General features: G+C 42.0%; 14 protein-coding genes and 3 pseudogenes. 8 read left to right on the top strand and 9 right to left on the bottom strand.

What is annotated here, in order from left to right:
- Positions 1-148 precede the first annotated feature (148 nt).
- Entirely contained in the window at positions 149-706 is a 558-nt protein-coding gene (locus QWY16_RS11115; RefSeq protein WP_300989257.1) for a helix-turn-helix domain-containing protein, read from the top strand.
- Positions 667-1,533 (top strand): annotated as a pseudogene (locus QWY16_RS11110) (IS3 family transposase); the annotation flags it as partial. The gene QWY16_RS11115 and the pseudogene QWY16_RS11110, both read left to right, overlap by 40 nt.
- Before the next feature lie 108 nt (positions 1,534-1,641).
- Here QWY16_RS11110 and QWY16_RS11105 read toward each other — a convergent pair.
- Positions 1,642-2,040 (bottom strand): hypothetical protein, encoded by a 399-nt coding sequence (locus QWY16_RS11105; RefSeq protein ID WP_300989292.1) that lies wholly within the window; start codon positions 2,038-2,040, stop codon positions 1,642-1,644.
- 497 nt (positions 2,041-2,537) lie between these two features.
- Positions 2,538-2,717: a hypothetical protein gene (locus QWY16_RS11100; protein WP_300989291.1), complete on the bottom strand. Its 180-nt coding sequence runs from the start codon at positions 2,715-2,717 to the stop codon at positions 2,538-2,540.
- Positions 2,718-2,811: 94 nt separating this feature from the next.
- Here QWY16_RS11100 and QWY16_RS11095 point away from each other — a divergent pair.
- Positions 2,812-2,958: pseudogene (locus tag QWY16_RS11095) on the top strand (winged helix-turn-helix domain-containing protein); the annotation flags it as partial.
- An 87-nt stretch (positions 2,959-3,045) separates the two neighbouring features.
- Here the strand turns inward: QWY16_RS11095 and QWY16_RS11090 are convergent.
- Positions 3,046-3,378 (bottom strand): four-helix bundle copper-binding protein, encoded by a 333-nt coding sequence (locus QWY16_RS11090; protein ID WP_300989290.1) that lies wholly within the window; start codon positions 3,376-3,378, stop codon positions 3,046-3,048.
- A 207-nt stretch (positions 3,379-3,585) separates the two neighbouring features.
- On the opposite strand from QWY16_RS11090, the gene QWY16_RS11085 reads away from it, so the two are divergent.
- On the top strand, positions 3,586-4,038 hold the full coding sequence (locus tag QWY16_RS11085; protein ID WP_300989289.1) for a VOC family protein: 453 nt from the start codon (positions 3,586-3,588) through the stop codon (positions 4,036-4,038).
- Positions 4,039-4,381: 343 nt separating this feature from the next.
- Complete coding sequence (locus QWY16_RS11080; RefSeq protein WP_300989288.1) at positions 4,382-4,627, top strand: YbyB family protein; 246 nt, start codon at positions 4,382-4,384, stop codon at positions 4,625-4,627.
- A gap of 261 nt (positions 4,628-4,888) precedes the next feature.
- Here the strand turns inward: QWY16_RS11080 and QWY16_RS11075 are convergent, their stop codons facing one another.
- Positions 4,889-6,100 (bottom strand): RtcB family protein, encoded by a 1,212-nt coding sequence (locus QWY16_RS11075; protein ID WP_300989287.1) that lies wholly within the window; start codon positions 6,098-6,100, stop codon positions 4,889-4,891.
- 254 nt (positions 6,101-6,354) lie between these two features.
- On the opposite strand from QWY16_RS11075, the gene QWY16_RS11070 reads away from it, so the two are divergent.
- Positions 6,355-6,897: a dihydrofolate reductase family protein gene (locus tag QWY16_RS11070; RefSeq protein ID WP_300989286.1), complete on the top strand. Its 543-nt coding sequence runs from the start codon at positions 6,355-6,357 to the stop codon at positions 6,895-6,897.
- 606 nt (positions 6,898-7,503) lie between these two features.
- Here the strand turns inward: QWY16_RS11070 and QWY16_RS11065 are convergent.
- Complete coding sequence (locus QWY16_RS11065) at positions 7,504-8,349, bottom strand: SDR family oxidoreductase (protein ID WP_300989285.1); 846 nt, start codon at positions 8,347-8,349, stop codon at positions 7,504-7,506.
- Between the two features lie 406 nt (positions 8,350-8,755).
- Here QWY16_RS11065 and QWY16_RS11060 point away from each other — a divergent pair, with 406 nt between their 5' ends.
- Positions 8,756-9,691 carry a DMT family transporter gene (locus QWY16_RS11060; RefSeq protein ID WP_300989284.1) on the top strand — a complete coding sequence of 312 codons (936 nt, stop codon included), beginning with the start codon at positions 8,756-8,758 and terminating at the stop codon, positions 9,689-9,691.
- A gap of 271 nt (positions 9,692-9,962) precedes the next feature.
- On the opposite strand, the gene QWY16_RS11055 is transcribed toward QWY16_RS11060, so the two are convergent.
- Positions 9,963-10,166, bottom strand: a complete 204-nt coding sequence (locus QWY16_RS11055; protein WP_300989283.1) for a hypothetical protein — start codon at positions 10,164-10,166, stop codon at positions 9,963-9,965.
- A 380-nt stretch (positions 10,167-10,546) separates the two neighbouring features.
- On the opposite strand from QWY16_RS11055, the gene QWY16_RS11050 reads away from it, so the two are divergent.
- Positions 10,547-10,744 carry a hypothetical protein gene (locus QWY16_RS11050; RefSeq protein ID WP_300989282.1) on the top strand — a complete coding sequence of 66 codons (198 nt, stop codon included), beginning with the start codon at positions 10,547-10,549 and terminating at the stop codon, positions 10,742-10,744.
- Positions 10,745-10,939: 195 nt separating this feature from the next.
- Here QWY16_RS11050 and QWY16_RS11045 read toward each other — a convergent pair.
- From QWY16_RS11045 to QWY16_RS11035, 3 genes and pseudogenes are all read right to left on the bottom strand, one after another.
- Positions 10,940-11,436 (bottom strand): annotated as a pseudogene (locus QWY16_RS11045) (purine-nucleoside phosphorylase); the annotation flags it as partial.
- A gap of 761 nt (positions 11,437-12,197) precedes the next feature.
- Positions 12,198-12,659, bottom strand: coding sequence for a universal stress protein (locus QWY16_RS11040; protein WP_300989281.1), 462 nt, complete (start codon positions 12,657-12,659; stop codon positions 12,198-12,200).
- Positions 12,660-13,016: 357 nt separating this feature from the next.
- On the bottom strand, positions 13,017-14,843 hold the full coding sequence (locus QWY16_RS11035; protein WP_300989280.1) for an APC family permease: 1,827 nt from the start codon (positions 14,841-14,843) through the stop codon (positions 13,017-13,019).
- Positions 14,844-14,968 lie beyond the last annotated feature (125 nt).

Here is a 14,968-nt window from a genome sequence, read left to right as displayed (position 1 = left end):
GTTTGAAGACTTTGTATAAAAATATAGTTTATTTCGCCGGATTATTGGAAGCAATAACATAACTTAAAGTATGCAACAGTTAAAAGAGAAGAAGGGTACTGCACCCCAAAAGTTAGAGTTAAAAATCTAACTTTTGGGGTGTTTTTCTATGATGAAATATAGCGAAGAATTTAAACTGAAGCTGGTCAACGAGTATTTGGCTGGCCCGTTGGGTTATCCACGCTTAGCCCGAAAATACGGGATATCCAGCCACGGGCAAATAGCACGCTGGGTGCGGGCTTTCCAGGCATTCGGAAAAGAAGGATTGCGGAACAGGCAAAAAAACAAGGTGTATTCTGTTCAATTCAAATTGGATGTATTACACTTTATGAAACAAACAGGCGCTTCCTACCAGGACGCAGCGATTGAATTCAAGATGCACAACCCGACGCTTATTGTGAAATGGAAACAGACATTTTTGGCGGAAGGGGCAGGAGGCCTGAGAAAGAAAGGACGGCCACCCATGGCGAAAAATTCGAAAAAGAAACCGGCAAAACCGGCTGGGACGATGTCCCGTGAAGAACAACTTGAACGCGAGAATGAGCTTCTCCGTTTGGAAGTCGCTTATTTAAAAAAGTTGAACGCTTTCCAGGAGAATCCGGATGCCTACCTCGAAAAGCACAAGCAGCGCTGGCATTCGAACTCCAAAAAGAAGGATTCCGATTAACGGATGTGCTGGAGATCGTCGATCTGCCAGAAGCGACGTATCATTACCACCGCCAGCGATTTGGGTTGGAAGATCCGGATCTGGAATGGAAAACGTTGATTCTGGCGCTCTTCGAAAAACACGACGGCCGTTACGGGTATCGCAGGATCTCTCTGGAATTAAAGGCGCAAGGGTACGTCATCAACCACAAGAAAGTCCAGCGCATCATGGGCGAATTGAACCTCACTTGCGTAAAGTTCATTCGGAAATCGCGCTATCGTTCCTATAAGGGGCAAGTAGGCACCATCGCCAAAAACCGGTTGAACCGCCGGTTCCACACCACGCATGCCTTGCAAAAAATCGTGACGGACGTGACGGAATTCAAATGTGCAGGAGAAGAAAAGCTGTATTTGAGTCCGCTGATGGATCTCTACAACGGGGAAATCATTGGCGTGAGTATGGCGAAACGCCCAACCCTCGACTTCGTCATGGAATCGTTACGGAATGCCCTGCCAGTCATCGGAGAACAAGCCAGGTATCGGACCACCATCCATTCCGATCAAGGTTGGCATTACCAGCACCGATACTGGGCGAAGACATTGAAAGAGAACCGGATTTTCCAAAGCATGTCCCGAAAGGCGACGTGTGCCGACAACGCGGCCATGGAGAACTTCTTCGGCCTGCTTAAACAAGAGATGTATTACGGAGAAGAATTGGTCCCCTTCGAAGAACTGAAACTGAAAATTGAACGGTACGTCCATTACTACAACCATGAACGCATCAAGCAAAAATTGGCCGGCATGAGCCCGGTGAACTACCGAATTCATGCCAGCCAATTAGCTGCATAACTGAAACTCTAACTTTAAGGGGTCACTACCAAGCTTATCGGAAGCATCTTCTCTTCTTTTTTGTTTGTTACATTTATTCGACTATTGTCTTCCGTTCGTTTGATTCGTTTATTTACTCACTAACTCCTCGATATAATCGTAATCAATTAAGTGATCTTCTGACCTATAGAAAAACCCTTTATATTTTATCGTATCCCTTGAATTGATTGTTAGGTCTTTAATTTCTTTTCCTTCATCATCAAAAAAGACCGTTCTATAACTAAATTTGATATATCCGATTGAGGGTGTCCCTTTTTGAAGAGTGACCTTGTTCAAATTATCGACCAGATGATTGATGTCCTTTTTTTTGGTTATCTCCATTAATTTCATAGAGTTTTCATCAAAAACAGCTATTTTGGAAACATTTGCTGGTTCTATGCTTACAACTTTTTGGGGGATATACGTCCATGCAAAAGCCAAAAGCAATAAGAATGGAACTGCTATGACAAGCCATTTTCTTGTGTTCATAATAAAAACCTTCCTTCTCGCTTTATATATCAACGCCTTTTTTCGATTTCTAAAAAGTATCTATTAAAATCTTCTCCCCGTTCGTTCTTAACACTCTTGCGTCACCGTACAAGTCGTAATGTTATATAGTTTTAGGTTCGTTTCCGTTTATATTTTTCTTTTCACCATCGGGTAAGTAATCTTGCCGTTCTTGTTTTCAAAGAAAAACAGAATCGCTTCTCCTTTATCCACTAACAGGAAACTCATAAAATATATGTCTTTTTCTAGTATGTGCACTCTCTTTACTTCATTTAGAAAAGGATGTTCAGGCCAGTCGGGTCCGAAGAAGTGCCTAGGCTTTAACGTAACCTAACTATAAAGGTGAAAAATGAAATCTAGATGAAAGAAAGAAGAAAGGGAGAGGAAATGCTGAAAAAAGCATTTCCTCTCCCTTGTTATTCACGAGTAGACTGTTATAACACGATTTCAAACGAAAATGCCTGGAAAAATCGAGCAGTTCAGAGCTTGAAAGCTTTATCTGCCTGCAATGTCCCGACACCCGTCGAAAATCGAGCTGTTTCTTCGATTCCCATAAACCCGATTTCCTTTAACCGTTCTGGAATGATGCCTTCCATATGAGGCAAAGTGGTTTCAAAGCCGTCCAGAATCTGGACAAGGAGAAAGGCAGCACGCATCATCCATTTTGCATTTTTTCAAAATCTAGCACATAAAACTGCATTTTCTTTTTTTTCATATGCCCGATTCGATTAGCAGATTGATATAATTGGGTAATTCGATCCCGAGACGGAAGGGCGGAACATCGATTCGCATGTGCGAAATATCCGCGAAAAGATCCGGCAAGCTGGGTTCCCCATCGACGACCATTTCATCACCGTCTGGGGCATCGGCTACAAATGGATCAATGAACCGGAATGTTGATTAAAAAGAAAAAGGCCCGAAGGAATAATCATTCCTTCGGGCCTTTTCGGCTGCTTACGCAATGCTTACGCAATGCTTACGCAATGCTTACGCAATGCTTCGGCAGGCTTCCGCGCATCTGCGGCAAGCTTCCGCACAGCGTCTGCAATGGTCGTGGTGATCGGCGTGCTTTTCGCATTCGTCGCCGCAGGCATCACAGATTTTCGCGCAAACTGCCGCCAATTCCGAAACAAACGGTGAATTGCGGGAGATGGCCTGTTCTAAAAGCGCGCAGATATCCGCACATTCCCGGTCCAATCGGATGCACTGAGCCATCATCTTCACGTCTTCTTCCTGCAGGCAAGCGTCAAAACAGTGGTTGCACTCCGCTACGCAGTCATGCAAAATCTGAATAAGTTCCTGATGTTGTTCATGAGCCATGTTTAAAACCTCCACTTTGTATTTATTGTCTCATTTCTACTTCTTCCCTTTGCCTTCACCGTTAAACAGGAATTCCGAAACTCCATATTTTCTTTGTATTTCTGAACTGCGACAAGGTGTATTTTGTTAGAAAGGAATTTGTAACTTTTTAATTGAATACTTATGAAGGTGGTAAGACAAAAAAATTTCATATAAGGAGATGAAACTATGGAGAAAAACAAATTACTAAGAATGGATAATGTCGGCATCGTTGTAGAATCCCTTGATGGCGCCATTTCCTTTTTCGAGGAGATTGGCTTGAACTTCGAAGGGCGAGCTACTGTCGAAGGTGAATGGGCAGGCCGTGTAACCGGACTGGGTTCTCAGCGTGTAGAAATTGCTATGATGGTTACCCCAGACGGCCACAGCCGACTTGAACTTTCACGATTTCTCACCCCGCCTGTTATATCCGATCACCGGATGGCGCCTGTAAATGCTCTCGGTTATCTACGCGTCATGTTCACCGTTAAAGACATTGATGAAATGGTATCCAGACTTACTAAGCATGGTGCTCAGCTCGTTGGCGAAGTGGTCCAGTATGAGGACTCGTATCGGCTCTGCTACATTCGTGGACCCGAAGAACTTCTAATCGGTTTGGCGGAACAACTCGGTAACAATTAAGTAAGTGACGCTTTATAAAAGTCTCTATTGAAATATACTTACTGAAGTAAAAATTTGAGACAGAAAAGCAGTGAGGGAGCATCTCGAAGAAGTCGGATGTGTCGTTAAATACAGTCAGAAGATATGTGGATAAGTTTGATAGAGCTGATTTATGGATAAACTATAATAATACGGACGGCTGTAGTCTGCGAAGTGAATTGACGCATGAAGCAAGATTCATTTTAAATATCCTACCTTAATAGATTGTACACGAAGAGCAAAAAAGCGTAGACAAAGGCATGAGCGGACAAGAAGAAGGAACAGCAATAATGCCACTTCATTTAATGAAGGGAGGAAGATAGCAGTGGGTAAAATCACAAAGTTTGTTGGAGTAGCGGGAGCCGTTGCAGGTACGGCATATCTTTCAAAAAGCGAGAACCGGAAAAAAGTAAAAGGACAGCTGAACAAGGCCGTGGAAAAATTAAACACAAAATACGTGCGGAATTTAGGCAAACCTTCGGATATCCCTGATGCCGAAATGGTAGATGAAGGCGCCATGACAAGTGTCCAGTATTATAATAGACTGCAGCAAAAATCCATAGACTCTTAACTGTTTACAAATAATATGCCGCAAAATAACGCCCTTTCCCTCTAGTTGGAGAAAGGGTATTTTTATATCCATTTGAAAGTATGCAGAAAGGCTTTTGTTTTTGATTAACAGTATTTGCAAAGTTATGCTCAATTTTATTCAATCATTTTCAAAAGTAAGAAGAGTGTAAGTATATTCTTTTGCCTCGTTCTTATTATCGCTGTTTCTTCTTCCAAATTTTAAGAGTAATAAAAAGAGCAGCTCTTAAGCTGCTCTCATCCTTCATTTTCGTCTCCAGCCCTGGAATTCAGCTGCCTTAAAATTATAGACAGGTTTCAGGACGGATTGGATTTCAATGGTCTCTATTGTATTGTTGATGATTTCTTCCATCGTCTTATAGGCAAATGGCGACTCGTCGATGGTGTCCTGATTCACACTCGTCGTATAGACATTCTTCATCGTGTCTGTGAAATCATCCAGCTGAAGAAGTTCTTTGGCTTTCGTTCTGGAAAGGATGCGTCCAGCGCCATGTGGTCCGGATTGGTTCCAGTCGTCATTGCCTTTTCCTTTTGCGAGAAGCGAGCCGTCCCGCATATTGATCGGAATCAAGACCAGTTCATCTTTTCTTGCTGAGATGGCGCCTTTTCGCAAAATCATATGCTCGAAATCAATGTAGTTATGGACAGTATCGATTCGCCCGGCTTCTTCAAAGTTCATCGCTTCCATTAAAACCTGCATCATCGCTGCGCGGTTCCATTTGGCATAATCTTGGGCGATTTTCAAATCATTAAAATAATCTTCCATGAGAGATCCCTGCAGATAAGCGAGATCATTCGGAATTACAGGCTTTGCAGATTTAAAGGACTTCATGGCTGCATAGATTTCCTGATGCCTGCCTTCAGTTTTCAGCTGGGCAATCAGCTCATTCAATCCTTCTTTATCGCTTGCCAAACTTTCAATGGCTTTCTTTTGGTGGAAGTTTGCGACTTTTACGCCGAGATGGCGGCTCCCGCTATGGATGACCAAGAACAGGCGGCCATCTTCTGTTTCATTCATTTCGATAAAATGATTGCCGCCGCCAAGGGTGCCAAGTGAAAGTGCGGCGGCGTCTTCTGAAAAATTCGCCAGTACCTTGTCCAGTTGAACATTGCCAATATAATCATGCGCAGTTGTACGAATCGACTGGCCGGAAGGGACTAAAGCCCGGACCGCCGCATCCAGTTCGGCAAAATCAATATCTTTCTTTTTGATTTCCACACACAGCATTCCGCAGCCGATATCCACTCCGACCAAATTCGGAACCACGCGATCCGTCACTTTCATCGTTGTCCCGATGACCGCACCTTTTCCAGCGTGGCAGTCCGGCATGATCCGTACATTTGCTTCCTTCGTCAGTTCTTCATTCAAAAACCCTTCTATTTGAGATACGGTCACGTCATCGATATTATTCGTAAAGACTTTTGCGTCGCTGTATTTGCCTTTAATGATTTTCATTTCATTCATCCCCTTACATCTCATTTCCAAATCTATCTGTTATTTCCTTTTGAACGTCTTTAAACCTTCTATTGTAACGGAATAAATAAAAAAAGAAAGAAAATTTGTACAAATTTTATTGGAAGAAATGAGTGGGAAGGAGAAAACAGCTGCAAGAAGGAATCTACTAGCAAGAACTGAAATCCTGTTCGTGTACAGAAAAAGAATTATGAAAAAGCATCCAATAAATAACTGGAAGAAAAGGAGTGGGCAATGTGGCAAAAGTTTGTTTTGGAATGATCATGTCGCTCGATGGGTTTGTCAACGACCGGGACGGGGAGATGGGCAAGCTCTATGCCAGTTTTGAGCCGAACAAAGAAATCAATGCCGTCATGGCAAGGACCGGAGCGGTCATATTGGGACGCCGTACTTTTGATTTGGCGGAAGCGGATTCCTATGCGGTGGACTATGAGTTTCAAGTGCCAATCTTTGTTATGACCCACCATCCGCCGGCTAAGCATCCGAAGGAAAATGAACAGTTGACGTTCACCTTTGTCACCGACGGCGTTGAAAGTGCAATCCGGCAGGCCAGAGATGCAGCGGTGGAAAAGGATGTCCTGATTCTCGGAGTAGATGTTTTCCGGCAAGCGCTCAAAGTAGGCATGGTGGAAGAACTGCAGATCGCGATTGCCCCGATTCTTCTCGGAAAAGGGCTTCGGCTGTTTGAGCAGTTGGATGATTTCGAAATCAGTTTGGAGAAACTCCAGGTTATTGAAACCAGCCAGCAAGTGGAAATTTGGTATAAGGTGCTGCGCTGATGTTGAAAGAGAAGAAGCTGTTAGGCCTCGGGTTCTTCTTTATATATTATGCTCTTTTATGCCATTTACTTTCTCCACCTAAATCTCATAAGACTGAGGAACTCGAAGGACGATTATAAGCCGTATTTTCCATAGATTCGTCTGTTCTGGAGTGGCATCCGATAAATTCCTAAAATGATAATATAAGGCTCTAATCAGAAACTGCTTGAATACAAAAGGAGAGGAGATTTGCTTTAATCGGCGGCTGCTCTCCCTTTTGTCTGTAAAAGTATACTTTTCCAAGACAAAAAACCCCTTGAAGAGACTTCATATGCAAAAAATAGGAAAGCAAATCTTCTTTCGTTTATGAAGTAAAGTCTGAAAATCTTTATACTGCATGCCTAAATGTACTTGTTGAACAGCTTTTATTTGGAGATTTGCATTTCATCCCTTACCAAAGTGACTAAACTAAAAAGAATACATTTAAAAAAGTAAGAGGCCTAATCATTAGCCTCTTACTTCTTCTTTAGGTACATATAATTTCACAAAAGTTATACTTCGTTCTATAGACTTTCTGGTGCTACTCAATTTGCTGTGTCTGAGCACTTTAATAATAGTAGTCTCTTTTTAGATCCAAGCATTTTGATAATCTTTAATGTACGTCTCTATTTTAGTTGGTTTCATGCCAGTCAATTTTTCATAATCAGCGCTTATGCCTTTAGCGAGTCCTAATTTTGTAGGAAAGTGGATGCCGATGACCACGTTGATAAATGCTTTATCTAATCCACAGCTGAGCATATGCTCTTTGAATTCCTTTGTGGACGGGTTTGTGTAAGAGATGGGTTTACCCAATATTTTGGTCATCTTGGTTGCCACTTCAAAGAAATCCAATGCTTCGCTGCCAGTTACGGTATAAGCTTTGTTGCGGTGCTGCTGGGAATCTTGAAGGGACAAAGAAGTTATTTCCGCCAAATCACGCACATCGACGAAACTGGTTTTTCCTTTGCCGGCAGGAACAAAAATACGCTGCCGCTCTTTTAGTTCCATACATAAAAAATCGTTCAGGTTTTGCATGAAATAGCCCGCCCGAATAAAAGTGTAAGGGATGCCTTGCTTTTTAATCAACGTTTCGTTTTTAAAATGGTGGATAAACGGCAAGAACTGGACGTCCTTTACAGAAAGGTAAGTAATATGCTGAATTTCTCTGTTTTTCGCTTCCTCCAGAAACTTTTCGAAACGAAGGTTTCCGCCGGGAGGATACATGAGAAAGATCTGATCGATTCCTTGCAGCGCAGGAGCAAAAGTCGCTGTATCCGCAAAGTCTAACTGAACAAAGTTGTAAGCATCACCGTAGCGATTACTGGCTTTTGTTACGTTCCGTGCAGCGCATTTAATGTGAATCCCTTTTCTCTTCAAATTCTTCGCGACTTCATGGCCGACCTTTCCCGTAAAACCGGTCACCAAAACAGTCATGAAATTCACCGCTTTCTATCTAATTTTTGTTGGCTTTATGAAAGAATAATTTTCTAAAGCAAAAATTTTTTAGAAGACAGGTCAGCCAAATACTATTTTCTTTAGTATATCACGGGGAATGGGCACGATAGCTTGACCGTTAGCGTCATTAGGCACTTTAAGATTGGTTCTATTCAGTGTGAGATAGATATGAAAAGCAGCCGTGCAGGTAATGAATCTGCACGGCTGCTATAAATTTACAGTGAATTAAATTATAGATTTGCTGCACAATGAATTCCTTAATCTGCATCTTCACAGCTCAATATCCATATACTTTTAATCTTTCTTTAGTATTATTAATTTCATTTATCGCTTATTATAGGATTTATTCTAATAAAATTGCCAGATTGGTGAAAGGCGGGAAAAGATGAAGAGATCAAAGGGAATATTCCTTGTCATGACAGGTGCCTTGTTTTGGGGGATCGGAGGGACCGTCTCGAAAAAATTGTTTCAGGATTTCACTATTGACGTCGATTGGCTGGTTACGACCCGTCTGCTGATTGCTGGCTTATTGCTTTTGTCCATTCAGTTCCTTCGAAAAGGTCCCGCTCAGATCCTCGATGTCTGGAAGTCGAAGCAGGCAGCGATGCGTTTAATTATTTTCGGGCTGCTCGGCATGCTGGCGGTTCAATACACTTATATGGCCTCGATTGAGCAAGGCAATGCGGCAGTTGCCACTTTGCTGCAGTATTTGGCGCCTGTGATGATTATCTTCTACTTAGTGATACGAAAACAGAATCGATTGACACGCAAAGATCTCGTGACGGTCTCCCTTTCCTTAATCGGCTGCTTTTTCTTATTGACCAATAAGTCGGTCGCCCGATTGTCTGTACCGGCACCGGCGATTGTCTGGGGCATCTTATCGGGTGCCGCGTTAGCTTTTTATACCTTATATGCCATTCCGCTGCTGAAAACATATGATGCACTGGTCATCGTGGGATGGGCGATGATCATCGGGGGTGTTGCCTTGAGCTTTGTCCACCCTCCTTGGCAAATGGATTTCAAGAGCTTGCCGCTCGAAGCATACGGGTATTTGATTTTCGTCATTGTTTTCGGGACGATGATCGCGTTTTGGTTCTACATTGAAAGCCTGCAAGCCCTGCCGCCTCAGGAATCCAGTCTGCTTGGGAGCATCGAGCCGCTTGCTGCCGTTTTGACTACGGTCTTCTGGCTGAACGATTCTTTTGGGAATTTCCAATGGATCGGGACTGCCTGCATCATGGGAATGATCATCTTCCTGGCTTTAAGTAAAGAATCCTCCAGCCATTCGACTAAACAAGAAGTACCGCTCCGCGTCAGCTAGTGTTGCAGCTGGAAGGGCATCTACATATGTTTTTTTTGAAGGCTTTAAAAAGAAATTTTAACAGGTGATAAGTTTACCAATCATCATTTGATCGGTAGATGCATAAGCGGAGTATATAATTGAAGAACCATCGTTCATCCGGCGCTAACCACCATTTAAAACTAAAGATAGATGGGCGACGACGACTCAGTATGCAGTAAGTTTTATATGGAAGCTTTAGATGCCATTTTGCTATATACACTACTTCGTTTCCACTTACTGTAACCATGTATTAACGGGTCAAGAGTTGAAAGGTCTGGCAAGAGTTACAAACTTTATACCCTTTTTCCGTTTTGAGCAGTTCAATATAGGCTCCATCTCCAATAAATTCTCGTTTATCTATTGGTGTATTCAAAAAACCGTAACGGTCTCCTGCATAGTCTCGCTGGTGGATGGTTTTTGTTACATGATCAATCAAATATTTCAAATTCTTCATCTCCTCCTTGCAAGAAAGAGTATTTTTTTCCTATTAATCTTAATAGAATATTCATAAAGAAGAAAGAGGTTTGAAAAATAGAAGAGATCAACAAATACCGCTGCCGCTTGAAGGAGGCGGTCTATACGCTGTTCGCTACCGAATTCACAGCTTTTTGGATTACATGATACACAGCCGTAACCCATGAGCTCTATACAGAATACAAGTATTCAAATCAAGCCGACAAAAGGTATCATTATATATAATTAGGTGCGAAGCTAACTGCATATGCATTGAACAAAGACAGTAAATAAAGTGTATTTACAGAATAAGGTTATATTTATTTGAAAAGGGTAAACATAAAGAATGATCAACGTTAACTAATGAATGGAGGAACTTCTATGACGCACCAACTGACCTTTTATGAAGTTCTTAAAATCAATGAATTGCTTGCCTTTCAAACAACTTCTCTTATAAAAAGCAAATTGTTTCTTGAAACGGTAAAAGGCAAAACTAATACGTGCCTTTTAGAAAGGGATATTGACTTATCAACCCAGGAAATTAAAAATCTACGGAGTTTATTATGTCCTGCTTTTTAATTCAGTGAAAAATATAAATTTCTACAACATTGCAGGTATTTGTTCAAAGTTAAGATGATCAAGTGCCATATGACCGCTTATCAGAAGCCAGTTCTGCTGGTAATGTATTTATAAGAAAAGAATCTATTAAGGTTTTTACACAAAAATAAAGTAGGTGGCTTTTTCAGCCACCTGCTTTATTTTTGTGATGAAGATTTATTTTGTTACCGTTTCTAGCGTGACCTCAATGATATCGTTAAAAGTAGTTTGTTCACCCGTGAGTATATGGTCACTAACGGTCAACGAGGAAAGTCCCATTACTCCGTATTTAGCAGTAAGGTAATTAAGTGCAGCAGTTTCCATTTCAACAACCCATATGCCATGTTGTCCAAGTTTGATGGTCATATCTGGATTATCTGAGTAGAAAAAGTCAGAAGAAAGCACATTTCCTACATGAAGATTAAGGCCTTTATCTGTCCCAATGTCATAAGCCGTCTTGATTGAATCAAATTGCCAATCTGCGGAAAATATATGACAGGAAAATTGTTGCGTATTATTGCTGAATCGGTTGCCGCTGTTTGCGCAATGATCACATCACGAATTTTCACTCGATGCTGAATGGCACCACAGGTTCCGACCCTAACAAGATTCTTTACTTTATAATCGTTAAGTAATTCATAAATATAAATTGATGCCGAGGGCATACCCAAACCTGTGCCGTGAACGGATACTTGACTGCCTTTATACGTACCTGTTAACCTAACATGCTCCGCACGGTGTTGTGGTAGACAGCATTATCTAGAAAGTTTTCTGCAATATACTTTGCACGCAATAGTACACAGACGTTATCTGGATCATCCGCCATGATGGATCTCTTAAAAATTTTAATGTTTTATGACAAACCAATTGTTAGAATATCTCGAAACTAAGGCATTTCTTGAATGGGTATTGCACTAGGAGATAGAAAAAAACATTTCTTTATTCAGAAGCTAAGGCAATTGACAATATGGAAGCAGGGGCCACATTTTACCACTTGGTTGAAGTAGAAAATGTTACACCACGCTAGATGAATAAGTGGCTAAAATTGCTGCTTTTAGAGCTTTGAACGATGAGTTGCACAGCTGAATAGTTTATGTATCCCCACTTATCAGAAGCTGCTTAAATATGAAGGGAGAGAAGAGGCTGATCAAAGCACCTCTTCTCTCCCTTATGTTTGTGAAAGTATAATTTTACGAAAAGTTTTACACTCTGAAATAATGTAGAACCTTTGTTTTCCAAGTCAAGATCCTTAAGAAGTAATTCAAATACAGCAGTAGAGTTTTCAGTTATGGAAGTGCAAGTAAATATTTTCAACATACAAATACAATAAAACAATCCCGGCCGATATAGTAAACATTTTCTATGAATGAGCTGTGAATTTTGGATTGTCGATCTCTTATCCATCACCTTTTCATTATTTAAGATCCATTCTTTTTTATTCTCTTGCTTTCAGAGGTTCGTCCCTTCGGACGACCAAAACATCACAAGGACTGCTGCCTACAATATGCTCAGACACACTTCCCATTATAAAATGCTCAAAGGCATTCAAGCCTTGGGCTCCGCAGACAATAAGGTCGGCCTTTACCCGTTTAGCATAATCACGTGTAATGACTGTGTTAGGAGAACCGGGTGCAACAAACACATTTACCACAGGGATGCCAGCTCCTAGAGCTTCCTCCTTATAACGATCGAGAAGCTTTCTTCCATGCTCAAACGCCCGATCATCAATATTCGGTACATTTCTTGTTATAGCTGTGTAGGAACGGAGATCCACCACATGAATAAGATTAAGTTCGGCATGATTTCGTTTGGCTATTTCAATAGATTTTTTAAATGCCCATTCAGCTTCATTTGATCCATCGACTGCTACAAGGATATGGTTATACACGAATGTCATCAGTACCTCCTCCTATCATAAGAATATGTTCTTCATTTTAAGATTAAAATCCTGCTAATTAAAAGAATGAGTTTTTTCTTCTAACTTTTAAAGGTGAATAAGCTTATAAGCAGCCAAAATCAAAAAAATTGAACCATTCTATTTAAAAAGTGATTAAGATTCAATTTATCAATCTCTTTTTTTACAACTTGTTTAACCTTCTAATACTGATGGTCGCTGTGGCAAAACATTCGGCAGCCTACAGGAATATAGGTCTGAAAATATTCAAGATTAGCCAAATCAGATTCCATTTTTCGCAAGCTTGGCACATTCGGTTGGAAAACGGTCAGCCATATATTTTTTCATTGGAAAGCCTCTTCATTTTTTCAAGTGATAAGGAACTGTAGTGACAATCACATCTTTCCGGAAAAGCAAAGTGGTGCGGATTAGCAAACCGGATTGGTTGTGCAGAAAGTTATGCCACCCTTTCTTCGGGATAAATTGCGGAATGATGACCGTCACCTGGTAATTTTCTTCTTTGGCTTTGCGTTCCACCGAATCCACAAACCGGTTTAAGGGTTGTGTGATGCTTCGGTAGGGTGAGAAGAGCGTGACCAATCGGATATCCGGATGCCATTGCCGCCATTTTTCTTCTAATTTCCGTTCGTCCTCCCGTTCAAAAGGGATATAGACGGCGATGATCTGATCGGCTGAAAGGGAACGGGCATAGTTGATCGATTGTTCGACGACCTGGGTGATGCTGGCCACCGGGATGATGAAGACATGGCCTTTGATGGGGATCGCAGCCGCTTTGTCGCGAACCCGTAATTGGTCCGCAACGGCCTCGTAATGCTTCTTGATCCGGTAGAACAGGAAAATGATGGCTGGCAGGAAAACCAGAACGGGCCAGACCTGCGTGAATTTCGTCAAAAAGAACACCAAGGTCACCGTCAAGCTGATCAAGGCTCCCATCGCGTTGATGAACAGCTTCGTTTGCCAGCCTTTCGGCTTTTCACGGAGCCATTTTACGATCATGCCGCTCTGTGACAAGGTAAAGGGAATGAAAACGCCCACTGCGTATAACGGAATCAGTTGTTCGGTATGCCCATTGAATGCCACAATCAATAAAATGGAAGCCACTCCCAAAATAACGATGCCGTTCGAATAGCCCAACCGATCTCCCCGAACTGTGAACATGCGCGGAATGAATTTATCCCGGGCCAAATTCACGGCAAGCAATGGGAAAGCGGAATATCCCGTATTCGCTGCTAGTATTAAGATCAAAGCAGTGGTGCCTTGCACAAAGTAGTACAAAAAATTTCGGCCAAACGTTTCTTCTGCAATCAATGAAACCACCGTCGCTTCTGCCTGGGGCACAATGCCGTAATAATAGGCCAGAAAGACGATGCCCGAAAACAGTAACCCTAATAGAATCCCCATGGCGGTCAGTGTTTTCGCCGCATTGGAAGGGGCCGGATCCTTGAAGTTCGGAATGGCATTGGAAATCGCTTCGATGCCGGTAAGAGCCGAACTCCCGGACGCAAAGGCCCGCAACAGCAGAAACAAACTGATGCCGGCAACCGGTATGCCGACCGGCGTGTGCAGATCAGTAGGAGCCGCGCCTGTCAGGATGTTGAAAATTCCGACGCCAATCAAGAGAAACAAAGCGAAAACGAACAAATAAACGGGATAGGCCAAAACAGAAGCAGACTCGGTTACTCCCCGCAGATTCAGTATCGTTAGAAATATAATGAATGTCACCGCAATGGACACATTATGGTCATGCAAGGCGGGAAAAGCGGAAGTGATGGCATCGGTGCCGGCAGAAACGCTGACGGCAACCGTCAAAATGTAATCCACCAATAACGATCCCCCGGCCAGCAATCCGGGATTGATGCCGAGATTTTCCTTGGACACAATGTAAGCGCCTCCACCGTGTGGATAGGCGAAAATGATTTGGCGGTAGGAGAGGATAAGGGCCGTTAAGAGAAACAATACAGCACAAGCAATCGGAATCGAATACCAAAACGCAGCGGCACTGACGGTAATCAACACAATGAGCATCTGTTCCGGTCCATAGGCAACGGAAGAGAGGGCATCGGATGAAAGAATCGCCAATGCCTTCTTTTTGTTGAGCTTTTGCTCTCCCAACATATCTGATTTTAGTGGCTTGCCAATTAAAAGCTGTTTTATTAAAGAAAACATAAATTTCACCGCCTTTAATATACTGCTTTAGTTAAATCTAGCATAGCCAAATTACCTTAAAATACAAGTTTAAGTTAATCGGGAAAAAGAAGGAAATCTTGAATTAAGTATAAAAGTCATTAGGT

Source organism: Planococcus shenhongbingii (assembly GCF_030413635.1).
Taxonomy (GTDB): domain Bacteria; phylum Bacillota; class Bacilli; order Bacillales_A; family Planococcaceae; genus Planococcus; species Planococcus shenhongbingii.
This window is presented reverse-complemented; position numbering and strand designations above follow the sequence as displayed.

What these genes read in the sequence shown, in the direction of transcription:
- QWY16_RS11100 (WP_300989291.1), bottom strand. Translation starts at nt 2,717, where the DNA reads ATGATGCGTGCTGCCTTTCTCCTTGTCCAGATTCTGGACGGCTTTGAA.
- QWY16_RS11060 (WP_300989284.1), top strand. Translation starts at nt 8,756, where the DNA reads ATGAAGAGATCAAAGGGAATATTCCTTGTCATGACAGGTGCCTTGTTT.
- QWY16_RS11090 (WP_300989290.1), bottom strand. Translation starts at nt 3,378, where the DNA reads ATGGCTCATGAACAACATCAGGAACTTATTCAGATTTTGCATGACTGC.
- QWY16_RS11050 (WP_300989282.1), top strand. Translation starts at nt 10,547, where the DNA reads ATGACGCACCAACTGACCTTTTATGAAGTTCTTAAAATCAATGAATTG.
- QWY16_RS11075 (WP_300989287.1), bottom strand. Translation starts at nt 6,100, where the DNA reads ATGAAAATCATTAAAGGCAAATACAGCGACGCAAAAGTCTTTACGAAT.
- QWY16_RS11115 (WP_300989257.1), top strand. Translation starts at nt 149, where the DNA reads ATGATGAAATATAGCGAAGAATTTAAACTGAAGCTGGTCAACGAGTAT.
- QWY16_RS11105 (WP_300989292.1), bottom strand. Translation starts at nt 2,040, where the DNA reads ATGAACACAAGAAAATGGCTTGTCATAGCAGTTCCATTCTTATTGCTT.
- QWY16_RS11055 (WP_300989283.1), bottom strand. Translation starts at nt 10,166, where the DNA reads ATGAAGAATTTGAAATATTTGATTGATCATGTAACAAAAACCATCCAC.
- QWY16_RS11040 (WP_300989281.1), bottom strand. Translation starts at nt 12,659, where the DNA reads ATGACATTCGTGTATAACCATATCCTTGTAGCAGTCGATGGATCAAAT.
- QWY16_RS11085 (WP_300989289.1), top strand. Translation starts at nt 3,586, where the DNA reads ATGGAGAAAAACAAATTACTAAGAATGGATAATGTCGGCATCGTTGTA.
- QWY16_RS11065 (WP_300989285.1), bottom strand. Translation starts at nt 8,349, where the DNA reads ATGACTGTTTTGGTGACCGGTTTTACGGGAAAGGTCGGCCATGAAGTC.
- QWY16_RS11035 (WP_300989280.1), bottom strand. Translation starts at nt 14,843, where the DNA reads ATGTTTTCTTTAATAAAACAGCTTTTAATTGGCAAGCCACTAAAATCA.